21 protein-coding genes and 2 rRNA genes are annotated in these 16,332 nt (G+C 32.6%); 4 read left to right on the top strand and 19 right to left on the bottom strand.

Features of this window, described 5'->3' with window-relative positions:
• Window positions 1-431 precede the first annotated feature (431 nt).
• Window positions 432-938 carry a gamma carbonic anhydrase family protein gene (locus tag BMX60_RS09005; RefSeq protein WP_207648429.1) on the top strand — a complete coding sequence of 169 codons (507 nt, stop codon included), beginning with the start codon at window positions 432-434 and terminating at the stop codon, window positions 936-938.
• A gap of 18 nt (window positions 939-956) precedes the next feature.
• On the opposite strand, the gene BMX60_RS09000 is transcribed toward BMX60_RS09005, so the two are convergent.
• The 3 genes from BMX60_RS09000 to scfA all read right to left on the bottom strand — a co-directional run bounded on the left by BMX60_RS09000 (window position 957) and on the right by scfA (window position 3,174).
• Window positions 957-1,532, bottom strand: coding sequence for a hypothetical protein (locus BMX60_RS09000; protein WP_091351155.1), 576 nt, complete (start codon window positions 1,530-1,532; stop codon window positions 957-959).
• An 84-nt stretch (window positions 1,533-1,616) separates the two neighbouring features.
• Complete coding sequence (scfB, locus tag BMX60_RS08995) at window positions 1,617-2,987, bottom strand: thioether cross-link-forming SCIFF peptide maturase (protein ID WP_091351154.1); 1,371 nt, start codon at window positions 2,985-2,987, stop codon at window positions 1,617-1,619.
• Between the two features lie 49 nt (window positions 2,988-3,036).
• Window positions 3,037-3,174: a six-cysteine ranthipeptide SCIFF gene (gene scfA, locus BMX60_RS08990; protein WP_091351153.1), complete on the bottom strand. Its 138-nt coding sequence runs from the start codon at window positions 3,172-3,174 to the stop codon at window positions 3,037-3,039.
• 163 nt (window positions 3,175-3,337) lie between these two features.
• Between scfA and BMX60_RS08985 the strand changes: the two genes are divergently transcribed.
• The 3 genes from BMX60_RS08985 (at window position 3,338) to asnB (ending at window position 6,525) form a co-directional block, all read left to right on the top strand.
• A complete protein-coding gene (locus BMX60_RS08985) occupies window positions 3,338-3,880 on the top strand; it encodes a chromate transporter (protein ID WP_091351152.1) in 543 nt (180 codons plus the stop codon).
• Between the two features lie 2 nt (window positions 3,881-3,882).
• Window positions 3,883-4,404, top strand: a complete 522-nt coding sequence (locus tag BMX60_RS08980; RefSeq protein ID WP_091351151.1) for a chromate transporter — start codon at window positions 3,883-3,885, stop codon at window positions 4,402-4,404.
• 228 nt (window positions 4,405-4,632) lie between these two features.
• Window positions 4,633-6,525 (top strand): asparagine synthase (glutamine-hydrolyzing), encoded by a 1,893-nt coding sequence (asnB, locus tag BMX60_RS08975; protein WP_091351150.1) that lies wholly within the window; start codon window positions 4,633-4,635, stop codon window positions 6,523-6,525.
• Window positions 6,526-6,560: 35 nt separating this feature from the next.
• Here the strand turns inward: asnB and BMX60_RS08970 are convergent, their stop codons facing one another.
• The 16 genes from BMX60_RS08970 to BMX60_RS08895 form a co-directional block, all read right to left on the bottom strand.
• On the bottom strand, window positions 6,561-6,764 hold the full coding sequence (locus tag BMX60_RS08970) for an alpha/beta-type small acid-soluble spore protein (protein WP_091351149.1): 204 nt from the start codon (window positions 6,762-6,764) through the stop codon (window positions 6,561-6,563).
• A gap of 96 nt (window positions 6,765-6,860) precedes the next feature.
• Entirely contained in the window at window positions 6,861-7,268 is a 408-nt protein-coding gene (locus BMX60_RS08965; protein WP_091351148.1) for a TIGR04086 family membrane protein, read from the bottom strand.
• Window positions 7,269-7,325: 57 nt separating this feature from the next.
• On the bottom strand, window positions 7,326-7,592 hold the full coding sequence (gene yajC, locus BMX60_RS08960; RefSeq protein ID WP_091351147.1) for a preprotein translocase subunit YajC: 267 nt from the start codon (window positions 7,590-7,592) through the stop codon (window positions 7,326-7,328).
• Window positions 7,577-8,716: a tRNA guanosine(34) transglycosylase Tgt gene (gene tgt / locus BMX60_RS08955; protein ID WP_091351146.1), complete on the bottom strand. Its 1,140-nt coding sequence runs from the start codon at window positions 8,714-8,716 to the stop codon at window positions 7,577-7,579. Before tgt ends, yajC begins: the two co-directional genes overlap by 16 nt.
• A 15-nt stretch (window positions 8,717-8,731) precedes the next feature.
• Window positions 8,732-9,754, bottom strand: a complete 1,023-nt coding sequence (gene queA, locus BMX60_RS08950; RefSeq protein ID WP_091351145.1) for a tRNA preQ1(34) S-adenosylmethionine ribosyltransferase-isomerase QueA — start codon at window positions 9,752-9,754, stop codon at window positions 8,732-8,734.
• Window positions 9,755-9,859: 105 nt separating this feature from the next.
• Window positions 9,860-10,066, bottom strand: a complete 207-nt coding sequence (locus BMX60_RS08945) for a DUF2905 domain-containing protein (RefSeq protein ID WP_091351144.1) — start codon at window positions 10,064-10,066, stop codon at window positions 9,860-9,862.
• Window positions 10,059-11,087: a Holliday junction branch migration DNA helicase RuvB gene (ruvB, locus tag BMX60_RS08940; protein ID WP_091351143.1), complete on the bottom strand. Its 1,029-nt coding sequence runs from the start codon at window positions 11,085-11,087 to the stop codon at window positions 10,059-10,061. Before ruvB ends, BMX60_RS08945 begins: the two co-directional genes overlap by 8 nt.
• A gap of 5 nt (window positions 11,088-11,092) precedes the next feature.
• Window positions 11,093-11,707, bottom strand: coding sequence for a Holliday junction branch migration protein RuvA (gene ruvA / locus BMX60_RS08935; RefSeq protein ID WP_091351142.1), 615 nt, complete (start codon window positions 11,705-11,707; stop codon window positions 11,093-11,095).
• Window positions 11,704-12,207, bottom strand: a complete 504-nt coding sequence (gene ruvC / locus BMX60_RS08930) for a crossover junction endodeoxyribonuclease RuvC (RefSeq protein WP_091351141.1) — start codon at window positions 12,205-12,207, stop codon at window positions 11,704-11,706. The genes ruvA and ruvC overlap by 4 nt, the downstream gene beginning before the upstream one ends.
• Window positions 12,208-12,330: 123 nt before the next feature.
• Window positions 12,331-13,092: a hypothetical protein gene (locus BMX60_RS08925; RefSeq protein ID WP_091351140.1), complete on the bottom strand. Its 762-nt coding sequence runs from the start codon at window positions 13,090-13,092 to the stop codon at window positions 12,331-12,333.
• A 62-nt stretch (window positions 13,093-13,154) separates the two neighbouring features.
• Window positions 13,155-13,877 (bottom strand): YebC/PmpR family DNA-binding transcriptional regulator, encoded by a 723-nt coding sequence (locus tag BMX60_RS08920; protein ID WP_091351139.1) that lies wholly within the window; start codon window positions 13,875-13,877, stop codon window positions 13,155-13,157.
• Between the two features lie 67 nt (window positions 13,878-13,944).
• Window positions 13,945-14,670, bottom strand: coding sequence for an NAD(+) synthase (gene nadE / locus BMX60_RS08915; protein ID WP_091351138.1), 726 nt, complete (start codon window positions 14,668-14,670; stop codon window positions 13,945-13,947).
• Window positions 14,657-15,121, bottom strand: a complete 465-nt coding sequence (locus tag BMX60_RS08910; RefSeq protein WP_091351137.1) for a 2-thiouracil desulfurase family protein — start codon at window positions 15,119-15,121, stop codon at window positions 14,657-14,659. The genes nadE and BMX60_RS08910 overlap by 14 nt, the downstream gene beginning before the upstream one ends.
• A gap of 55 nt (window positions 15,122-15,176) precedes the next feature.
• Window positions 15,177-15,860, bottom strand: a complete 684-nt coding sequence (locus tag BMX60_RS08905; protein ID WP_177159758.1) for a DUF2225 domain-containing protein — start codon at window positions 15,858-15,860, stop codon at window positions 15,177-15,179.
• A gap of 130 nt (window positions 15,861-15,990) precedes the next feature.
• Window positions 15,991-16,105 (bottom strand): 5S ribosomal RNA (gene rrf / locus BMX60_RS08900).
• A 33-nt stretch (window positions 16,106-16,138) separates the two neighbouring features.
• Window positions 16,139-16,332 (bottom strand): 23S ribosomal RNA (locus tag BMX60_RS08895); the annotation flags it as partial.

Here is a 16,332-nt window from a genome sequence, read left to right as displayed (position 1 = left end):
AAGATGTAATAGCAGGCTAAAAAAATATCTAAATTTAGATAATCTCAGATCTAAAGGTATAAAGAAGGCTAAAGTTCATGCATTGCTTAACTGTATAGCCTTAGTTGCAGGAACTATTGCATTGAATATAGGTGTATCTGCTAGCAAAGCTGCTTAACGATAAAAATTTAAAAATATTATAGAGAATGGAGGATGTTGTTCTAGATAACAAAATTTAACCTTTTTTAAAATCTCATTTATAATGAGTTAGATTTTCTATGCTCTTTTTTTGATAAATATAAAAACTTAATTATGCAATTTCCTCAATTATATATTTTTCTATATTTCTTTTTTAATTCCTTTTAATTAACACTAATTTTTCACAATTTCCCTCAAATACCTTGCTTAAACTAAAGGGTAAAGGTAAAATAATGGTAAGGAGGTAGATTAATTTGATTCAAGAATACAAAGGCATTAAACCTAAAATTCACCCTAATACATATATCCACGAAACCGCTGTAATTATCGGGGATGTAGAAATTGAAGAAGGTGTTAGTATTTGGCCCTATGTTGTTATCAGAGGAGATTCTAATAAAATTATTATTGGTAAAAATACTAATATTCAAGATGGTTGTATTCTACATGCCGATACTGACCGCCCTTTAATTGTTGGTGAAGGGGTAACAGTAGGACACAAAGCTATACTCCATGCCTGTACTATAGAGAGTGATACTTTGATAGGCATGGGCTCCACAGTCTTAGATTATGCTGTCATCAAAGAAGGTTCCATCGTCGGTGCCGGTTCCCTAGTGGCACCGGGTAAAGTTTACGAAAAAAATTCTTTAATAGTTGGAGTACCTGGAAAAATGGTAAGAGAAACTACCCCTGAAGAAAGGGAAAATATTAAAAAGTCTGCTGCCAACTACTTAAAAACAGCCCATCAATATAATTGTAGATAAGAAAAAGTGCCCAAAAGTTTACCTTTGGGCATTAATATTATCTATTTCTTCTTTTTCCCCTGGATAATATCTCTCTATCAACCACTGGTCTCCTACTTTTCTAAAATGATAATAGACAATTCCCCAATTTGTTTCAGGTTCTTGATCAATTTTCCTTTCAGTATATTGAAATATAACCTTTACTTTTGCACTATCCCAAGAGATCTCTAAAGTTTCCGTCTCTATTTGGTGAATTTCCATTTGTAATTCCTGTATTTTTCTATTATTTAATATTCTATTTTGGTCTTGTTGTAATATCCTTCTTCTCTCCACAGTTAAATATTCATACAAAGGTTCAAAGGAAAAATCTTCATCTAAGTAATCAACAGTAAAATATAGTTCAGTAAATTCCTTAGCCCTCTCACTCACAGTACTTCTACTATGAGGAAGATAAATTGCATAGTAATAACCTATACTTCCTACTATAACTGCTATAATTATTGCGAAAATAGAAACAGCTATATAATCAGTAAAACTAAACTTACTTTTTTTATTTTTAACAACCTTTTTAACCTTCTCATGTCTACTCTTTTTAGTCTTTATATTTTTCCCCACTTTTTTTCTCCCCCTCATGAGAATATAATTTTCACAAAAAAATTTTTATATTTTCATAATTTATATTATACTCCGGATATCCAATTATTTCAAGATTTTATTTATCGCTTTAACTGCTTCAATATATAAACTACATTCTGTTCTTATTTTTTGTAACTCACAACCTAGTTTGTAAGGTTTCTTTAGATCTTTGTTATATAAATAGGCATTGGCGTGGCAACCACCACCGCAGTAATAACGGGCCCAACATTGTTTGCAATCTTCTTTTTCAAAGAGTGAACTTTGAAGGAAGGTTTCTTTAATCTTATCTCCGGTAAAGATGGTATTTAAATTCCCCATGATAAACTCTTTATTACCTACAAACTGATGACAAGGATAAATATCCCCTTGGGGATCTATAGCTAAATATTCCACTCCAGCTCCACAGCCACTTACCCTTTTGGCGGCACAAGGTCCACCATCAATGTTAATATTAAAATGGAAAAAATTGAAAGGTTTCCCCTTTTCATAGTACTCTAAATAGATATCTGTCAACTTCCAATATTCTTCCTTCAATTTATCTAAATGTTGGAAGGTCAAAGCATATCCTTTATCCTCAGTAACTACCACCGGCTCTACGGAAACTTCTGAAAAACCTTGATCAACAATGTGTTTAACATCTTCGGCAAAATCAAGATTCTCAGCGGTATATGTTCCCCTAACATAATAATTTCTATTATTTCTACTTTGGATAAATTCTCTATACTTCTCTATGATATGTTCGTAAGTTCCTTCTCCTTGAACAGTTTTTCTCATATTGTCATTGACTTCTTTTCTACCATCTAAACTTAATACAGTACTAAGTCCATGTTCATTAACAAAATCCTGAACTTCTTTAGTGAGGGCCAACCCATTGGTAGTTAATGTAAATCTAATATGTTTATTATACTCCTTTTCCCTCTCCCTAGCATAAGTAATCACCTCTTTGATTAGGGGAAAATTCATCAATGGCTCTCCACCGAAAAAGTCAATCTCACAATTTTTTCTAGGACCAGATTTTTCCAAAATAAAGTCCACTGCTTTTTTGGCTATTTCTATATCCATCAAAGTCCTTTGTCCCCCAAAATGACCACTGGAAGCAAAACAATATTTACACCTCATGTTACAATCGTGGGCAACATGTAAGCATAGGGCTTTGACTATATTAGCATTGGGTTTAGTTATTTCTACTCCTTTATCCTCAGTAAATAAACAATTTTTCTCCACTAATTCTTGTAATTCCTTTAAAGCTCCCTTCACTTCATGTTGAGGATAATCTTTTAAAACATTTACTAATTCTTCGGCTTTTACCCCTTTTTCTAACTGATTTATGATTTCATCGGTTATTTTATCTATTACATGAACAGCTCCAGAAGGTATATCTATTAAAATGTTAATACCTTTTCTACTAAACTTATAATAATTTTGTAGCTTCAATTCCTTTCAACTCCTAATATTATATTTTATCTTAAAGAAAGAAAGCAGCCTAATTGGCTACTTTTTCGCATACTTGATTACCTACAGTACAGCTAGTTTTACACGCTGATTGACAAGAAGTTTGACACTCTCCGCATCCAATTTCTACTCTTTCTATAACTTTGTTAATTGTTATAATATGTTTCATCAGTCTCATCCTCCTTCAACATTCCTAATTATACCACAATATTGGTTTGTTAGGCAATTAACTATTAACTATATTTAATATTTTTTTAATTGAAGTTTCACTTATTAATAGATAAAATAGAATAAGAAAGTTTAAGGTTAAATTTGTGAGGGGTTGACTAAAATTGCTTTTTCAACTATTTTTTTCTTTTTTTAAAGTAGGTTCTTTTACTTTTGGCGGAGGATATGCCATGCTCCCCGTTATTCAAAGGGAGGTAGTTGAACACCGAGGTTGGGTGGATGAAAAAGAGTTTTTAGAAGTTTTAGGTGTTAGTCAATCAGGTCCAGGGGCCGTTGCAATTAATACTGCAATTTATTTAGGTTATAAAATTCATGGAATACCTGGGAGTATTGCAGCAACCTTAGGAGTTGTTACACCTTCTTTTTTAATTATCTTAGCCATTGCTACCCTTTTACAATTTGTAGTTTACCATCCAGTAGGGCAAGGATTTTTTGCTGGTATACGACCAGCTGTTGTAGGATTATTAATTTCTGTGACAATTAATATGTTTAAAAAGTTAGAGGGTATTCATAGTTGGTTTTTATTTTTCCTTTCAGCTTTATCCCTTATATTTTTTTCCACTCATCCCGCTTTTATTATTTTATTCTCTGCCCTTTACGGCGGAATATTTTTAAGTAAAAATATTGTAAAAGTAAGGGGTGAGTAACTGTGCTGTTATTAGAGATTTTCTTATCCTTTTTTAAAATTGGAATTATTAGTTTCGGTGGGGGATATGCCATGATTCCCTTAATTCAAAAGGAGATAATTGGTATACAAGGATGGTTGACAACTAATGAGTTTTTAGATATTATTGCAGTGGCTGAAATGACCCCAGGCCCTATTGCCATTAACTCCGCAACTTATATTGGTTATAAAACAGCTGGAGTTTTAGGTTCGATAGTGGCTACTTTAGGAGTTGTCACACCATCATTTATCGCTATGGTTATTTTAGCCTATATTATCAATAAAACTAAGCATCTACCACAAATAAAGGGTGCTTTAAAGGGAATTGTATCAGGTGTTATTGCCCTTATTGGATATGCAACCTATAAAATGGCTACTGGAGTAGAAATTCTACAATTTTACAATTTGGCCATCTGTTTAGGAGCATTTTTAATATTTCATTTTACAAAAAAACACCCTGTACTGTTGTTAATTGGTTTCGGTGTTATAGGGATCTTTATATTTTAATATTACCCACTATATCTTCTTATCATTCCCACTGACAGCTAGACTTATTCCCTAAACTTTTTATTGGGAATATATGAAGTTATAGTGGCTTTTTCTTATTTAATGAATAAACTAAAGTGATGAAAAAAGTTTATTAGGTAACTTATTATTTAAAGATTTTGGGCAATAATTCATTTTAAGGACAATTTAAGAATAAAATTGACTAGTTAAATTTAAGGGGGAAATAAAATGTGTGGCATAAACGGATTATATTATTTTAATCAACAAACAGGCGATATAAATAATCTAATTAGGAAAATGGCAGAAAAAATGATTCATCGTGGACCAGATAGTGATGGCTTTTATGTAGATAAGGGGGTTGCTTTAGGTTTTCGTCGTTTGTCAATTATCGATATTGAAGGTGCTAACCAACCTTTATATAGCGAAAATGGTAAAATAAAGTTATTGTGTAACGGAGAAATCTATAACTTTAAAGAGTTAAGACAAAAACTGATAAAAAAAGGTCATGTTTTTTCTACAAAAGGGGATGCAGAGACAATTATTCACTTGTATGAAGAATATGGTAAAGATTTAGTACATCACTTAAGGGGAATGTTCGCCTTTATATTATATGATAGCAGTAAAGAAGAGTTTTTGGTTGGTAGGGACTTCTTTGGTATTAAACCATTGTATTACTATGTAGATGAAGAAAAATTTGCTTGTTCTTCTGAATTAAAGAGTCTCTTAGACATTATTCCTTCTCGGGAGCTAGATGGGGAAAGTTTAGCATATTACTTAACTTATCAATATGTTCCCTTTGAAAAAACAATGGTCAAAAATATTTTAAAACTTCTACCTGGTCATTTAATGATCATTAATAAAAAGGGTGTTAAAATTGAAAGATACTGGAAACCCCAATTTAATCCTGTTGATAAACCTAAAGAGGAATATAAAGAAGAAATTAAGGAAATTTTATTGGATTCTGTTTCTGTTCATATGCAAAGCGATGTTCCAATAGGTTGTTTTTTATCATCAGGTATTGATTCTACCGCTATTGCTTGCTTAATGAGCAAATTTAGACGGATTAATACATTTTCTGTAGGCTTTGAAGGACCTAATAATGAGTGTATCTATTCTTCCCAAACAGCTGAATTTTTAAATTCTATCCACCATAAATGGGTAATTAAAGAAGAAGAATATTTTAATAGTATTCCTGATTTCATTCACTTTATTGATGAACCAGTAGCTGATCCTTCTGCTATTGCCCTTTACTTAGTCTCTAAATTAGCATCTACTAAAGTAAAAGTTGTGTTATCCGGTGAAGGTGCTGATGAGCTATTTGCTGGTTATGGAATTTACCAAGAACCTTTAGCATTAAAAAGATTTGAAATTTTACCTGATAGTTTAAAAAAGGGCTTAAATAAAATAATTAAACCCCTTCCTAACTTTTATGGTAAAAATTATTTGTTAAGGGGAACAACTCCTTTAACCCATAGATTTTTAGGAAATGCTAAAATCTTTACCGATGAAGTAAAAGATATTTTAGTAAATAAAAACTTAGCATATAAAGGCCCCTTTGAATTAGTTAAAGATATTTATGAAGATTATAAAGACTTAGACCCTGTAAAACAGATGCAAATAATTGATATTTATACTTGGTTACCAGGAGATATATTAACAAAGGGTGACAAAATGTCTATGGCAAATTCTTTAGAGTTAAGGGTTCCATTTTTAGATATTGAAGTTTTTAAAGTTGCCAGTCAAATTCCCACTGAATATTCCATAACTCCAACACAAACTAAAGCTATTTTAAGGGAAGCTTTAGCTGATATAGTCCCAGATTTTATTGTTAATAGGAAAAAGTTAGGTTTCCCTGTTCCAATAGCTAAATTTTTAAGGGATAAACAAGGGCAAGAAGTATTAAAAACTATTAAACTTAGTGGTATTGGGAAATATATAAATCTTGATTATATTGAAAGATTATTTAAGATTCATCAAAAGGGTAAAGCTGATTACGGTCGAAAACTCTGGACAATATATATTTTAGCCCTATGGTATAAAATGCATATAAAAAATGATAGTATCAATGATACTCGACATATCTCCTTATTTAAAGAAACAACTAAAATAGGTAAAATTTAAAGAGGCTCAAATGAGCCTCTTTTCTGGTTCCATGACTATCTCTCTTCATTTAATTTTTCCATGGCAGCAATCATTTTTTTAACCATCATGCCACCAACCATTCCACATTCCCGAGATGTCATGTTTTTCCAACCAACTTTACGGACTTTATCGGCTAAACCTAGCTCTTCTGCTGTTTCATACTTGAAACGTTCCATTACACTGGATGCTTCAGGTATAAGGTGCTTTCTTTTAGCCATAAAATCCTCCTTTGCAAGATTTTTTTATCTTGCATTTTTATTATAACACCATTAAAGAATTATTATTTCATTTTTTTCATGAAATTATTACTAATTTTACAAATTTAGAGCTAAGGTTCCTCCTATTCCCCCTATTATAAAGGAAAGAAGGAGATTTACTAAAGAAAATAAAGATAAACTTAAGGAAGGAATGCTAGATATAATAATTATTACTACAAAAAAGTAGATAAGGCCTACAATACCACCACTTAGCCAACCATTTTTCCCCTGTTTCATAGCACAAACAAAACCACCAGAAAAAACACTGAGAATTATAGTAAATATACCAAAAATCTCACCACTACTTTCTGGTATTGTTGATACTGATAAGACTAAAGCCCATACAAGTAGCAACACAAAGGTCACTAAGATACTGGTACCGACACCAAAAAGATAGCTTTTAATACCAGCATTCCCTTCTGGTTTATAGTTTTTCTTTTTTCGCGATCTACGAAATTTCGCCATTTTTAACACCCCTCTTTTTTATCTAATAAAACTTATGATAAAAGAGGGGAAATATGCTTAAAGAACTTTATCTACTGCATATTTTTCTGCTTTAACTTCAACTTTATCTGCTATTCTAATTGTTATCTTATTATCATTGATTTCTGTAATTGTCCCATAAATACCACCAATGGTGATAATCTTATCACCTTTTTTTAATTCATTTAACATCTTTTGTCGTTGTTCTTGTTGTTTTTTCTGTGGTCTAATTAAGAAAAACCAGAAAAACACAAAGACTAAGATTAATGGAGAAAAGCCTATTAATGTTTCTAATAATCCTTGCATTGTTTTTCTCTCCCTTCATTTATAAGTTTTATTTTTTCTTTATAATACTGAGGAAAGGTTCCATCTAAAATACTTTGACGGATTTTCCTCATAAAATCTAACAAATAGTAGAGATTATGATAAGAAATTAACTTTAATCCTAAAATTTCATTACATTTTACTAAATGTCTGATATATGCCCTAGTAAAGTTTTGACAAACATAACAATCACAATTATGATCTAATGGAGTAAAATCTTCACTGTACGCTGCATTTCTCACTACTACCCGTCCATGGCTAGTCATAGCAGTACCATTTCTAGCAATTCTAGTTGGTAAAACACAGTCAAACATATCTATACCCCTATATACCCCTTCAAGAAGTGCATCGTCAGAACCTACTCCCATTAAATAACGGGGCTTATCCTTAGGCATCATAGGTACTGTGTGTTCTAAAACTTTATACATCTCTTCTTTAGGTTCTCCTACACTTAACCCCCCTACAGCATAGCCAGGTAAATCAAGGGCTAATATTTCTTCAGCACTTTGAGTCCTTAAGTCTAAATACATCCCACCTTGAATAATCCCAAATAAAGCTTGACTGTGGGGATTTTTATGGGCTGCGATACAGCGTTTTAGCCATCTTGTAGTTCTCTCCAAAGAATTCTTTGCATATTCATAGGTAGCAGGGTAAGGTATACACTCATCAAAGGCCATAATTATATCAGAACCTAAGGCATTTTGGATTTCCATTACTTTTTCAGGGGTAAAAAAATGTTTAGAACCGTCTAGATGGGATCTAAATTCCACCCCTTCTTCAGATATTTTCCTTAAATCCCCTAAGCTAAATACCTGAAAACCTCCACTATCAGTAAGGATAGGTCTATCCCAGTTCATAAATTTATGGAGACCACCGGCTTTTTCTACTAATTGATGCCCAGGTCTTAAGTATAAATGGTATGTATTGCTTAAAATAATTTGAGCACCTATTTCTTTTAAATCTTTAGGTTCCATAGTCTTTACTGTTGCTAAAGTTCCTACTGGCATAAATATAGGTGTTTCAATATCTCCATGGGGTGTATGAAGAATTCCTGCTCTAGCTCCTGTATCTGGACATTGTTTTAATAATGTATATTTTACTGCCACTTATAACGCCTCCTATTAAATGATTAGCATACTATCTCCAAAGCTAAAAAATCTATATCCTTCCTTCACTGCTTGTTCATAAGCCCATAAAGTAGTCTCTCTACCCGCAAAAGCACTGACTAACATAATTAAAGTACTTTTTGGTAGATGAAAATTAGTAAACAATCCATCTACTACTTTAAAATTATATCCCGGATAGATAAAGATATCAGTCCACCCAGACTTGGCTTTAAGTTTTTCTTCAGTACTCCCTACAGTTTCTAAGGTTCTTACAACTGTTGTACCAACTGCTATAACTCTACCATTATTTTTTTTACATCTTTCTATGGCCTCAACTGTTTCCTGAGGGAGTGAATAAAATTCACTATGCATTTTGTGTTCTAAAATATTATCAACTTGAACAGGTCGGAAAGTTCCCAATCCTACATGTAAAGTGACAAAGGCCGTTTGTATTCCTTTTTCCCTAATTTTATTCAAAAGCTCTTCAGTGAAGTGAAGACCTGCAGTAGGTGCAGCAACAGCGCCCTCTTTTTTTGCATAAACCGTTTGATAACGGTTATAATCTTCTGGTTTTTCCTTTATATATGGTGGTAAAGGTAATTCCCCAATTTTATCAATAGTTTCTAGAAACTCTCCACTATGTTTATTAAACTGGATTCTTTTCCCTCCAAAATCCGTATCACCTTCAACTACCCCTTCTAAACCAAGGGGAAACACCACTTTACTCCCAACCTTTAGCTTTTTCCCTGGCTTTGCTAAGCATTCCCATTTACCTTGACCCACTTCATTTAATAGCATTACTTCAACCTTTGCTCCTGATTCTTTTTGCCCAAACAGTCTCGCCGGTAATACTTTTGTATCATTAAAAATCAATAAATCTTCTGGATTTAAATAGTCTATACACTGAAAAAATTTTTTGTGTTCTATTTTTTTCTCTTTTTTATAAAGGACTAACAGGCGGGACTCATCCCGCTTTTTAGTTGGCTGTTGTGCTATCAAATGTTCTGGTAAATAGAAATCAAAATCCTTTAATTCCATAATATTACCTCTTTCTATTGCTGTATTTCATCTATCCTTCAATAAATTCGACATAATTTCCTTTAATCCTGCATAAAATTTTACTTAATAATATATAGGATAAAATTATTTGAATATCTTTAGAATTAAATTTAATATCAAAGAAATTATAATCATAGTTGTTATTGGAATAAAAATAGTAGTGTTTTCCCCTTTATAAACAATATCTCCTGGCAATCTAAATAAAGGCGGAAGTTTTCCCCCAAAATAAAGGTAAATACCTAACAATAAAATTATACCACCTATAATGATAAGGTATTTCCCACTATTCATCGGCACCACCCTCAAGTTTATATTTATGGAGTTTCCCTAAGTGTTGATATCCTTTTGCTGTTACTATTCTACCCCTTGGAGTTCGACTAATCAAACCTATTTGAAGTAAAAAAGGTTCGTAAACGTCTTCTATAGTATTAACTTCCTCACTAATAGTAGCAGCTAAACTTTCTACCCCTACAGGTCCTCCTCCAAAACATTCGATAATAGTATCAATAATAATTCTATCGGTTTTATCAAGGCCTAATTCATCAATCTCCAATAAATTCAAGCCTTCCTTTGCTGTTTTAAGATCAATAACACCTTCTCCTTTAACTTGAGCAAAATCCCGAACTCTTTTTAAGATTCTATTAGCTATTCTTGGGGTTCCCCTTGAACGCCTTGCTATTTCCCCAGCCCCATCATCGGTGATTTGTACACCTAAAATTTTACTAGCCCTTAACACAATTTCCTTGAGCTGTTCTTCATCATAAAATTCTAATTTACTTACTACTCCAAATCTATCCCTTAAAGGAGATGATAAAGATCCTGCCCTAGTAGTTGCTCCCACTAAAGTAAAAGGTGGTATTTCAATTCTAACTGATTGGGCTCCTGGCCCTTTACCTAACATAATATCTAAGGCAAAATCTTCCATGGCAGGGTATAACACCTCTTCTACTGCCCTATTTAAGCGATGAATTTCATCGATAAAGAGTATATCATAGGGCTGTAAACTAGAGAGAATTGCCGCTAAATCCCCTGCCCTTTCAATGGTTGGCCCTGAAGTAACCTTAAATCCTGCTCCCATTTCATTTGCAATGATATTAGCCAATGTGGTTTTCCCTAAACCAGGGGGACCGTACAGCAAAACATGATCTAAAGCTTCTTTCCTAGCCTTAGCTGCTTGAATAAATATAGCTAAATTTTCCTTAACTTTGTTTTGACCTATATATTCTGCTAATCCTTTAGGTCTTAGGGATAGTTCTGTATTATTATCTATATCTTCCCGTTGGATATTGGCTGAAACAATCCTTCCTTCCAAATTCTTTACCTCCCTAAACCTTTTTCTTTAAGTACTTCTTTAATTATAACACTAATATCCCTTTCTCCTGAAGTGATTACCCTTTTTACGGAATCTTCTACTTCTTTTCGTTTATATCCTAAACTTAGTAATGCATCTATTACTTGATCTAATAGCAGGTTGTTGAATTTATTATCATCTCCTACATTTTTTATAGTTTCTAGGTTTTGAAGATTTTCTAATTCAATTTTAATTTTATCCTTTAATTCTAATACTAAACGTTGGGCTGTCTTTTTACCAATACCGGATATTTTAGTAAAAATGCTATAATCTTCTCTGTGAATACCATGATAAATTTGGTCAATTTTAAGTCCATTTAAAATACCTAAAGCACTTTTAGGACCAATTCCTGAAACAGAAATACATTTTTTAAATATATTAAGTTGTTGTTTATCTACAAAACCATATAAAGAGATATCATCTTCCCTAACTAATTGATAGGTATGTAATAATAATTCATCCCCTATTTGTTGACTTATTGTCGTTGTAGGGGTATATATTCGGTACCCCAACCCTCCACAATCTATAACAACACTATCTCCTTCTATTTCTAATAAAGTACCTCGAACAAAGGCTATCATTTAATCACTCCCTGTAAAGTTATACTGTTTAAGTTTAAAAAATTCTTATGGCATAAAGCAACGGCCAATCCGTCTGCAGCATCATCGGGTTTGGGAATCTCCTTTAAGTTTAAGAGGGTTTTAACCATTAACTGTACTTGATTTTTAGTAGCCCTTCCATATCCTACAACTCCTTGCTTAACTTGTAAAGGAGTATATTCAAAAAGGGGAATTTTCTTTTTTAATACAGTGTAAATAATAACTCCCCTAACTTGACTGATGGCAAAGGCTGTTTTCGAGTTCTTATTAAAAAACAATTCTTCTATTGCTACAGCATCGGGCTGATAAATTTTTAATATTTTTTCCAGTGAATTCCCTACACAAAGTAATCTATCGGTATAACTTAAGGAACTGTCAGTTTGTACCGTACCATAATCTACTACTTTAACTTTTCTACCATCTATATCGATAATTCCAAAACCAACTATAGCTAAACCAGGGTCGATCCCCATTATTCTCATTTAAATCACCTCTCCATTTATTCTATACCAAACTTATGTTTCCCGCAAGAAAAAAGGGAGATTTATCCCTTTTTTAAGATAAATCTCCCTTAGTTTGTAAACAAAAGCAATCTCCCTATTTTACTATCGGGTATAGGACTCAATTAAATCTAACATTTTTTCCATTGTATTAAAAGGCGGTTCTTCATTTAACAGATAAATTAAATCTGCTTTAACAACTAAATTAGGGAAAATAAACAATGGTGGTTTTATTTCACTAGGTTTGTTAGCATATACCCCTAACACTGTGCCACGGAAAATTCCCATATATAAGTTATAATCTTCTAATCTTATACCTTCTTTTAATTTCTTTTCCATACTAGGATCCATAATTATTACTTTTTCATTAATACTTTCAGGTAACTTTTCAGCAATTAATGGATTTCCTTTATAAAAAAGGATTCCCTCAGTATCACTTATAACCATGTAAATACTTTCATCAAGACAAACCTCACATTTTTCCTTTGATAATGTTATTAAAACTTTATCTGATGAAAATATTTTAATAACATCTTCATCATATCCTAAACCTTTTAGGTAAAATTTTAAAGCAGGTTGTGTCATTGAACCTTGGGATTTTATTTGGGAAATTAACTGCTGATTTTCATTTTTACTAAGACAAAAAGTACATATTTCTTCTACAATGACTAAAGTATTTTCAGTGATAGATGTAACAGTTTCAGGTTCTTGGGCTGTAGGTTTAGTGGAATTATTGTTTAAAAATATCAATAAAAAGAAAACCATAATTGCTAAAGTTAAAGCACTTGATAGTACTCCAACTAACCAGTATAATCTACGTAACCTTTTAAGTTTTTTAATCCTTATATTATAATCTTTTCTCGACATATAAATCACCCTGTCGGGTATTATACCCGCAGGGTGTCAATTTATACATCTAATCTATAAATTTATCTTTCATAGTTAGTATAAACATTTTGGATATCATTATGGTCTTCTAGGATTTCTATTAGTTTCTCCATAGTTTCCTTTTCATTTCCTTCTAATGAAATGGTAGTTTGAGGAATCATTGTCACTTCTTCTACAACAAAGGTATAACCTAAGTTGTTTAAGGCTTGTTTCACTTCTTCAAAAGTACTAGGTTCAGTTATAACCTCTAAACTATCTTCTTCTACCTTTACGTCTAAAGCTCCAGCATCTAATGCCGCTAAAATAAATTCATCTTCATCTATTTCATTTGTCTTCTCTATTACTAGTAAACCTCGTCTTTGGAACATCCAAGCAACACAACCAGATTCCCCTAAACTTCCACCATGTTTACTTAATATATGGCGGATTTCTGGAGCTGTCCTATTCCGGTTATCAGTGAGGATTTCTAATAATAAAGCAGCACCTCCAGGACCATAACCTTCATATATAATTTCTTCGTAATTTGATCCATCGAGATCACCTAGACCCCTTTGTATTGCCCTTTGAATATTATCATTAGGCATATTATTTAGACGAGCTTTTTGGATAGCCAATCTTAGTTTAAAGTTTCCATCAGGGTCAGGCCCTCCTTGCTTTACAGCTACCATAATTTCTTTGGCAATTTTCGTAAAAATTTTTCCCCTTTGAGCATCAACTCTACTTTTTCTATGTTTTATATTAGCCCATTTGGAATGACCAGCCATATTAAACTCTCTCCTTTCAAAAAACCTGTTAATATTTTAGCATAAAGGAGAGAAAAATTGAAGGACTTTATAATGTTCTATAATCTCTAAATTGAGCGTATCCCTTTCTTTTATGTTCAGTAACTCTATTTAAATACTTAACCCTTTCTATTAACTCTTGAGAACCTTGTCCTGTTAACAGATAATTATCCACATCGGCATATTTTAGTCCCAATTCCCCTTCATCTGTCTGACCTTCCCAAAGACCAGCAGATGGTGGTTTTTCAATAATTTCTTTAGGAATATTTAATTCTCTAGCCATATCAAAGACTTGCCCCACTGTTAAATCTGAAATGGGATTTATATCACAAGCTCCATCTCCATGTTTTGTAAAATAACCTAAAGTTATTTCAGTTCTATTTCCTGTACCTAAAACTAAAGCATTTTGGGATTGAGCAATAGCGTATAGTGTAGTCATCCTTAACCTAGGTTTAATATTGGCTTTAGAAATATCAGTAATACCAACAGGGATATTTTTTAATAAAGTTTCATAGGCTTCTGTTAAGTCGACAATGGTATATTCTAATCCTATCGATTCACATAATAATTTCCCGTGTTCGATATCTTTTTGTAAGCTATGACAAGGCATAATTACTCCAAAGGATGTTTGGGGAAAAGCTTTTTTGGCTAAAGCAGCTACTACAGCACTATCTTTACCTCCACTTACTCCCAATACTACACCTTTCCCTCCAGCTTTATGTACATAATCTCTAATAAACTCTACCCTTTCCTTAATTTCTTTAGAATAATCCACTTAAATCATCCTCCTCTGAAAAAACTTTGATGTTATTTTCTACTAATAAAGCAGCAGTTACCCCTAAACCTAATACTTTATTCCCTTGAAACGTACCATCATAAATAAACTTGTTACTGCAAGAAGGGCTATTGCCTTTTAGAATTGCTATTTGGCAATCTTTATCTAAACATATTCTCAAGGTTTCTTTTGCTCCTTTAATAAAGTTTTCCGTTACGTCTTCCCCTAAGTTATTAACCACCTTACAATTTCCTTTTAAGACAGAAAATCCATCACCCCCAATTATCTCAGCAGGTGGTCTAGGAGTAGGAAGCCCCCCTAAAACTTCAGGGCATAAACTGAAAACCTCAATATTTACTAGTTTTTTTAAAATTTGTTCATTTCTATTATGCCCTCCATCATACTTAGTACAAGCACCTAATAGACAACTACTAATTAATATTTTTTTCATAATAAAATTATATACCGTAAAAATAAATAAAGCAAAATAAAGTGAAAAATTCCCTTTATTTTGCCCTTTTAAGTTCTTTTATTGAGTACCATCTATCCCTTGCTTGATTAACTATTGCCTTATGAAATTCCCTTGACTCATGTTCCGTTACCTTAGCTAAAAACTTTAAGGCAGTTTGATTATCGCCAATCCTTGCACTCAGTTCACCTATAAGGTATAAAACTGTAATTTCAGGATTTTCATAACCCCGTAGCCCATCTTCATTATATGCTTTTAAATAATAATCTCTGGCAATAGTTAAAAATTTGATCTCATCTTCTAGATTTTTTCTATATCGATAAAACCAACCTAATCTTAAAGCTAAACCAGCTATAACCCAATCTTTTTCCTTTACTATATTTGCCGTTAATAAAGCTAATTTATAAGCTTCTATAGCTGTCCCTAAACTTCTGGCAAAGGAATATTGGTACCTCTTATACCATTTAGAAGCTACTTTTTCATAAAACTCCCTTTTAACATCTTCTTTTAACTTTTCGGTAAAACTTTCAGTAAAAGCAAATCCACACTGGGGACAAACATATACTTCATAAAAGTAAGGATTTATATAATCTTTATAGTGATTACAAAAATCCGTATCTTTATTTAATACTATACAAAACTTAGACCTGGGTTTTAATGTATCAAATTGATTATTACAATTTAGACAATTCACTTTTATAGAATATAAACTGGCTACCATAAACATCTCCTCAAAAAATTATTATTGTAATATTATTCCACACAAATAAGCTAATTCCTCTTTTTTAAAGACAAAGAATAAGAATAATACAAAAGAACCACTTCATGTTGATTGAAGTGGTTCTTATCTTACCTAGCGATGACCTACTCTCCCAGGGGGTAACCCCAAGTACCATCGGCGCTGAGGAGCTTAACTCTGGTGTTCGGAATGGGAACCGGTGTATCCTCCTCGCTATTGTCACTAGATTAACAAAACACACAAAACTTAAAAGTGAGCTTTTGGTCAAGTCCTCGACCGATTAGTACTAGTCCGCTTAAGACATTACTGCCCTTACACTCCTAGCCTATCTACCAGGTATTCTTCCTGGGGTCTTACTTCCTTAACGGAATGGGAAGTCTTATCTTGAGGTGGGTTTCGCGCTTAGATGCTTTCAGCGCTTATCCCGTCCAAACTTGGCTACCCAGCACTGCCA

It is taken from the genome of Anaerobranca gottschalkii DSM 13577, from assembly GCF_900111575.1.
Lineage (GTDB): Bacteria > Bacillota > Proteinivoracia > Proteinivoracales > Proteinivoracaceae > Anaerobranca > Anaerobranca gottschalkii.
This window is presented reverse-complemented; position numbering and strand designations above follow the sequence as displayed.

Excerpts from the sequence above, each read along its gene's own strand:
- yajC (WP_091351147.1), bottom strand. The coding sequence starts at position 7,592 with ATGCAAGGATTATTAGAAACATTAATAGGCTTTTCTCCATTAATCTTA.
- asnB (WP_091351150.1), top strand. The coding sequence starts at position 4,633 with ATGTGTGGCATAAACGGATTATATTATTTTAATCAACAAACAGGCGAT.
- scfA (WP_091351153.1), bottom strand. The coding sequence starts at position 3,174 with ATGAAACATATTATAACAATTAACAAAGTTATAGAAAGAGTAGAAATT.
- BMX60_RS08965 (WP_091351148.1), bottom strand. The coding sequence starts at position 7,268 with ATGGCGAAATTTCGTAGATCGCGAAAAAAGAAAAACTATAAACCAGAA.
- BMX60_RS08925 (WP_091351140.1), bottom strand. The coding sequence starts at position 13,092 with ATGTCGAGAAAAGATTATAATATAAGGATTAAAAAACTTAAAAGGTTA.
- BMX60_RS08920 (WP_091351139.1), bottom strand. The coding sequence starts at position 13,877 with ATGGCTGGTCATTCCAAATGGGCTAATATAAAACATAGAAAAAGTAGA.
- BMX60_RS08970 (WP_091351149.1), bottom strand. The coding sequence starts at position 6,764 with ATGGCTAAAAGAAAGCACCTTATACCTGAAGCATCCAGTGTAATGGAA.
- BMX60_RS08910 (WP_091351137.1), bottom strand. The coding sequence starts at position 15,121 with ATGAAAAAAATATTAATTAGTAGTTGTCTATTAGGTGCTTGTACTAAG.
- ruvA (WP_091351142.1), bottom strand. The coding sequence starts at position 11,707 with ATGATAGCCTTTGTTCGAGGTACTTTATTAGAAATAGAAGGAGATAGT.
- queA (WP_091351145.1), bottom strand. The coding sequence starts at position 9,754 with ATGGAATTAAAGGATTTTGATTTCTATTTACCAGAACATTTGATAGCA.
- BMX60_RS08945 (WP_091351144.1), bottom strand. The coding sequence starts at position 10,066 with ATGAATAGTGGGAAATACCTTATCATTATAGGTGGTATAATTTTATTG.
- ruvC (WP_091351141.1), bottom strand. The coding sequence starts at position 12,207 with ATGAGAATAATGGGGATCGACCCTGGTTTAGCTATAGTTGGTTTTGGA.
- BMX60_RS08905 (WP_177159758.1), bottom strand. The coding sequence starts at position 15,860 with ATGGTAGCCAGTTTATATTCTATAAAAGTGAATTGTCTAAATTGTAAT.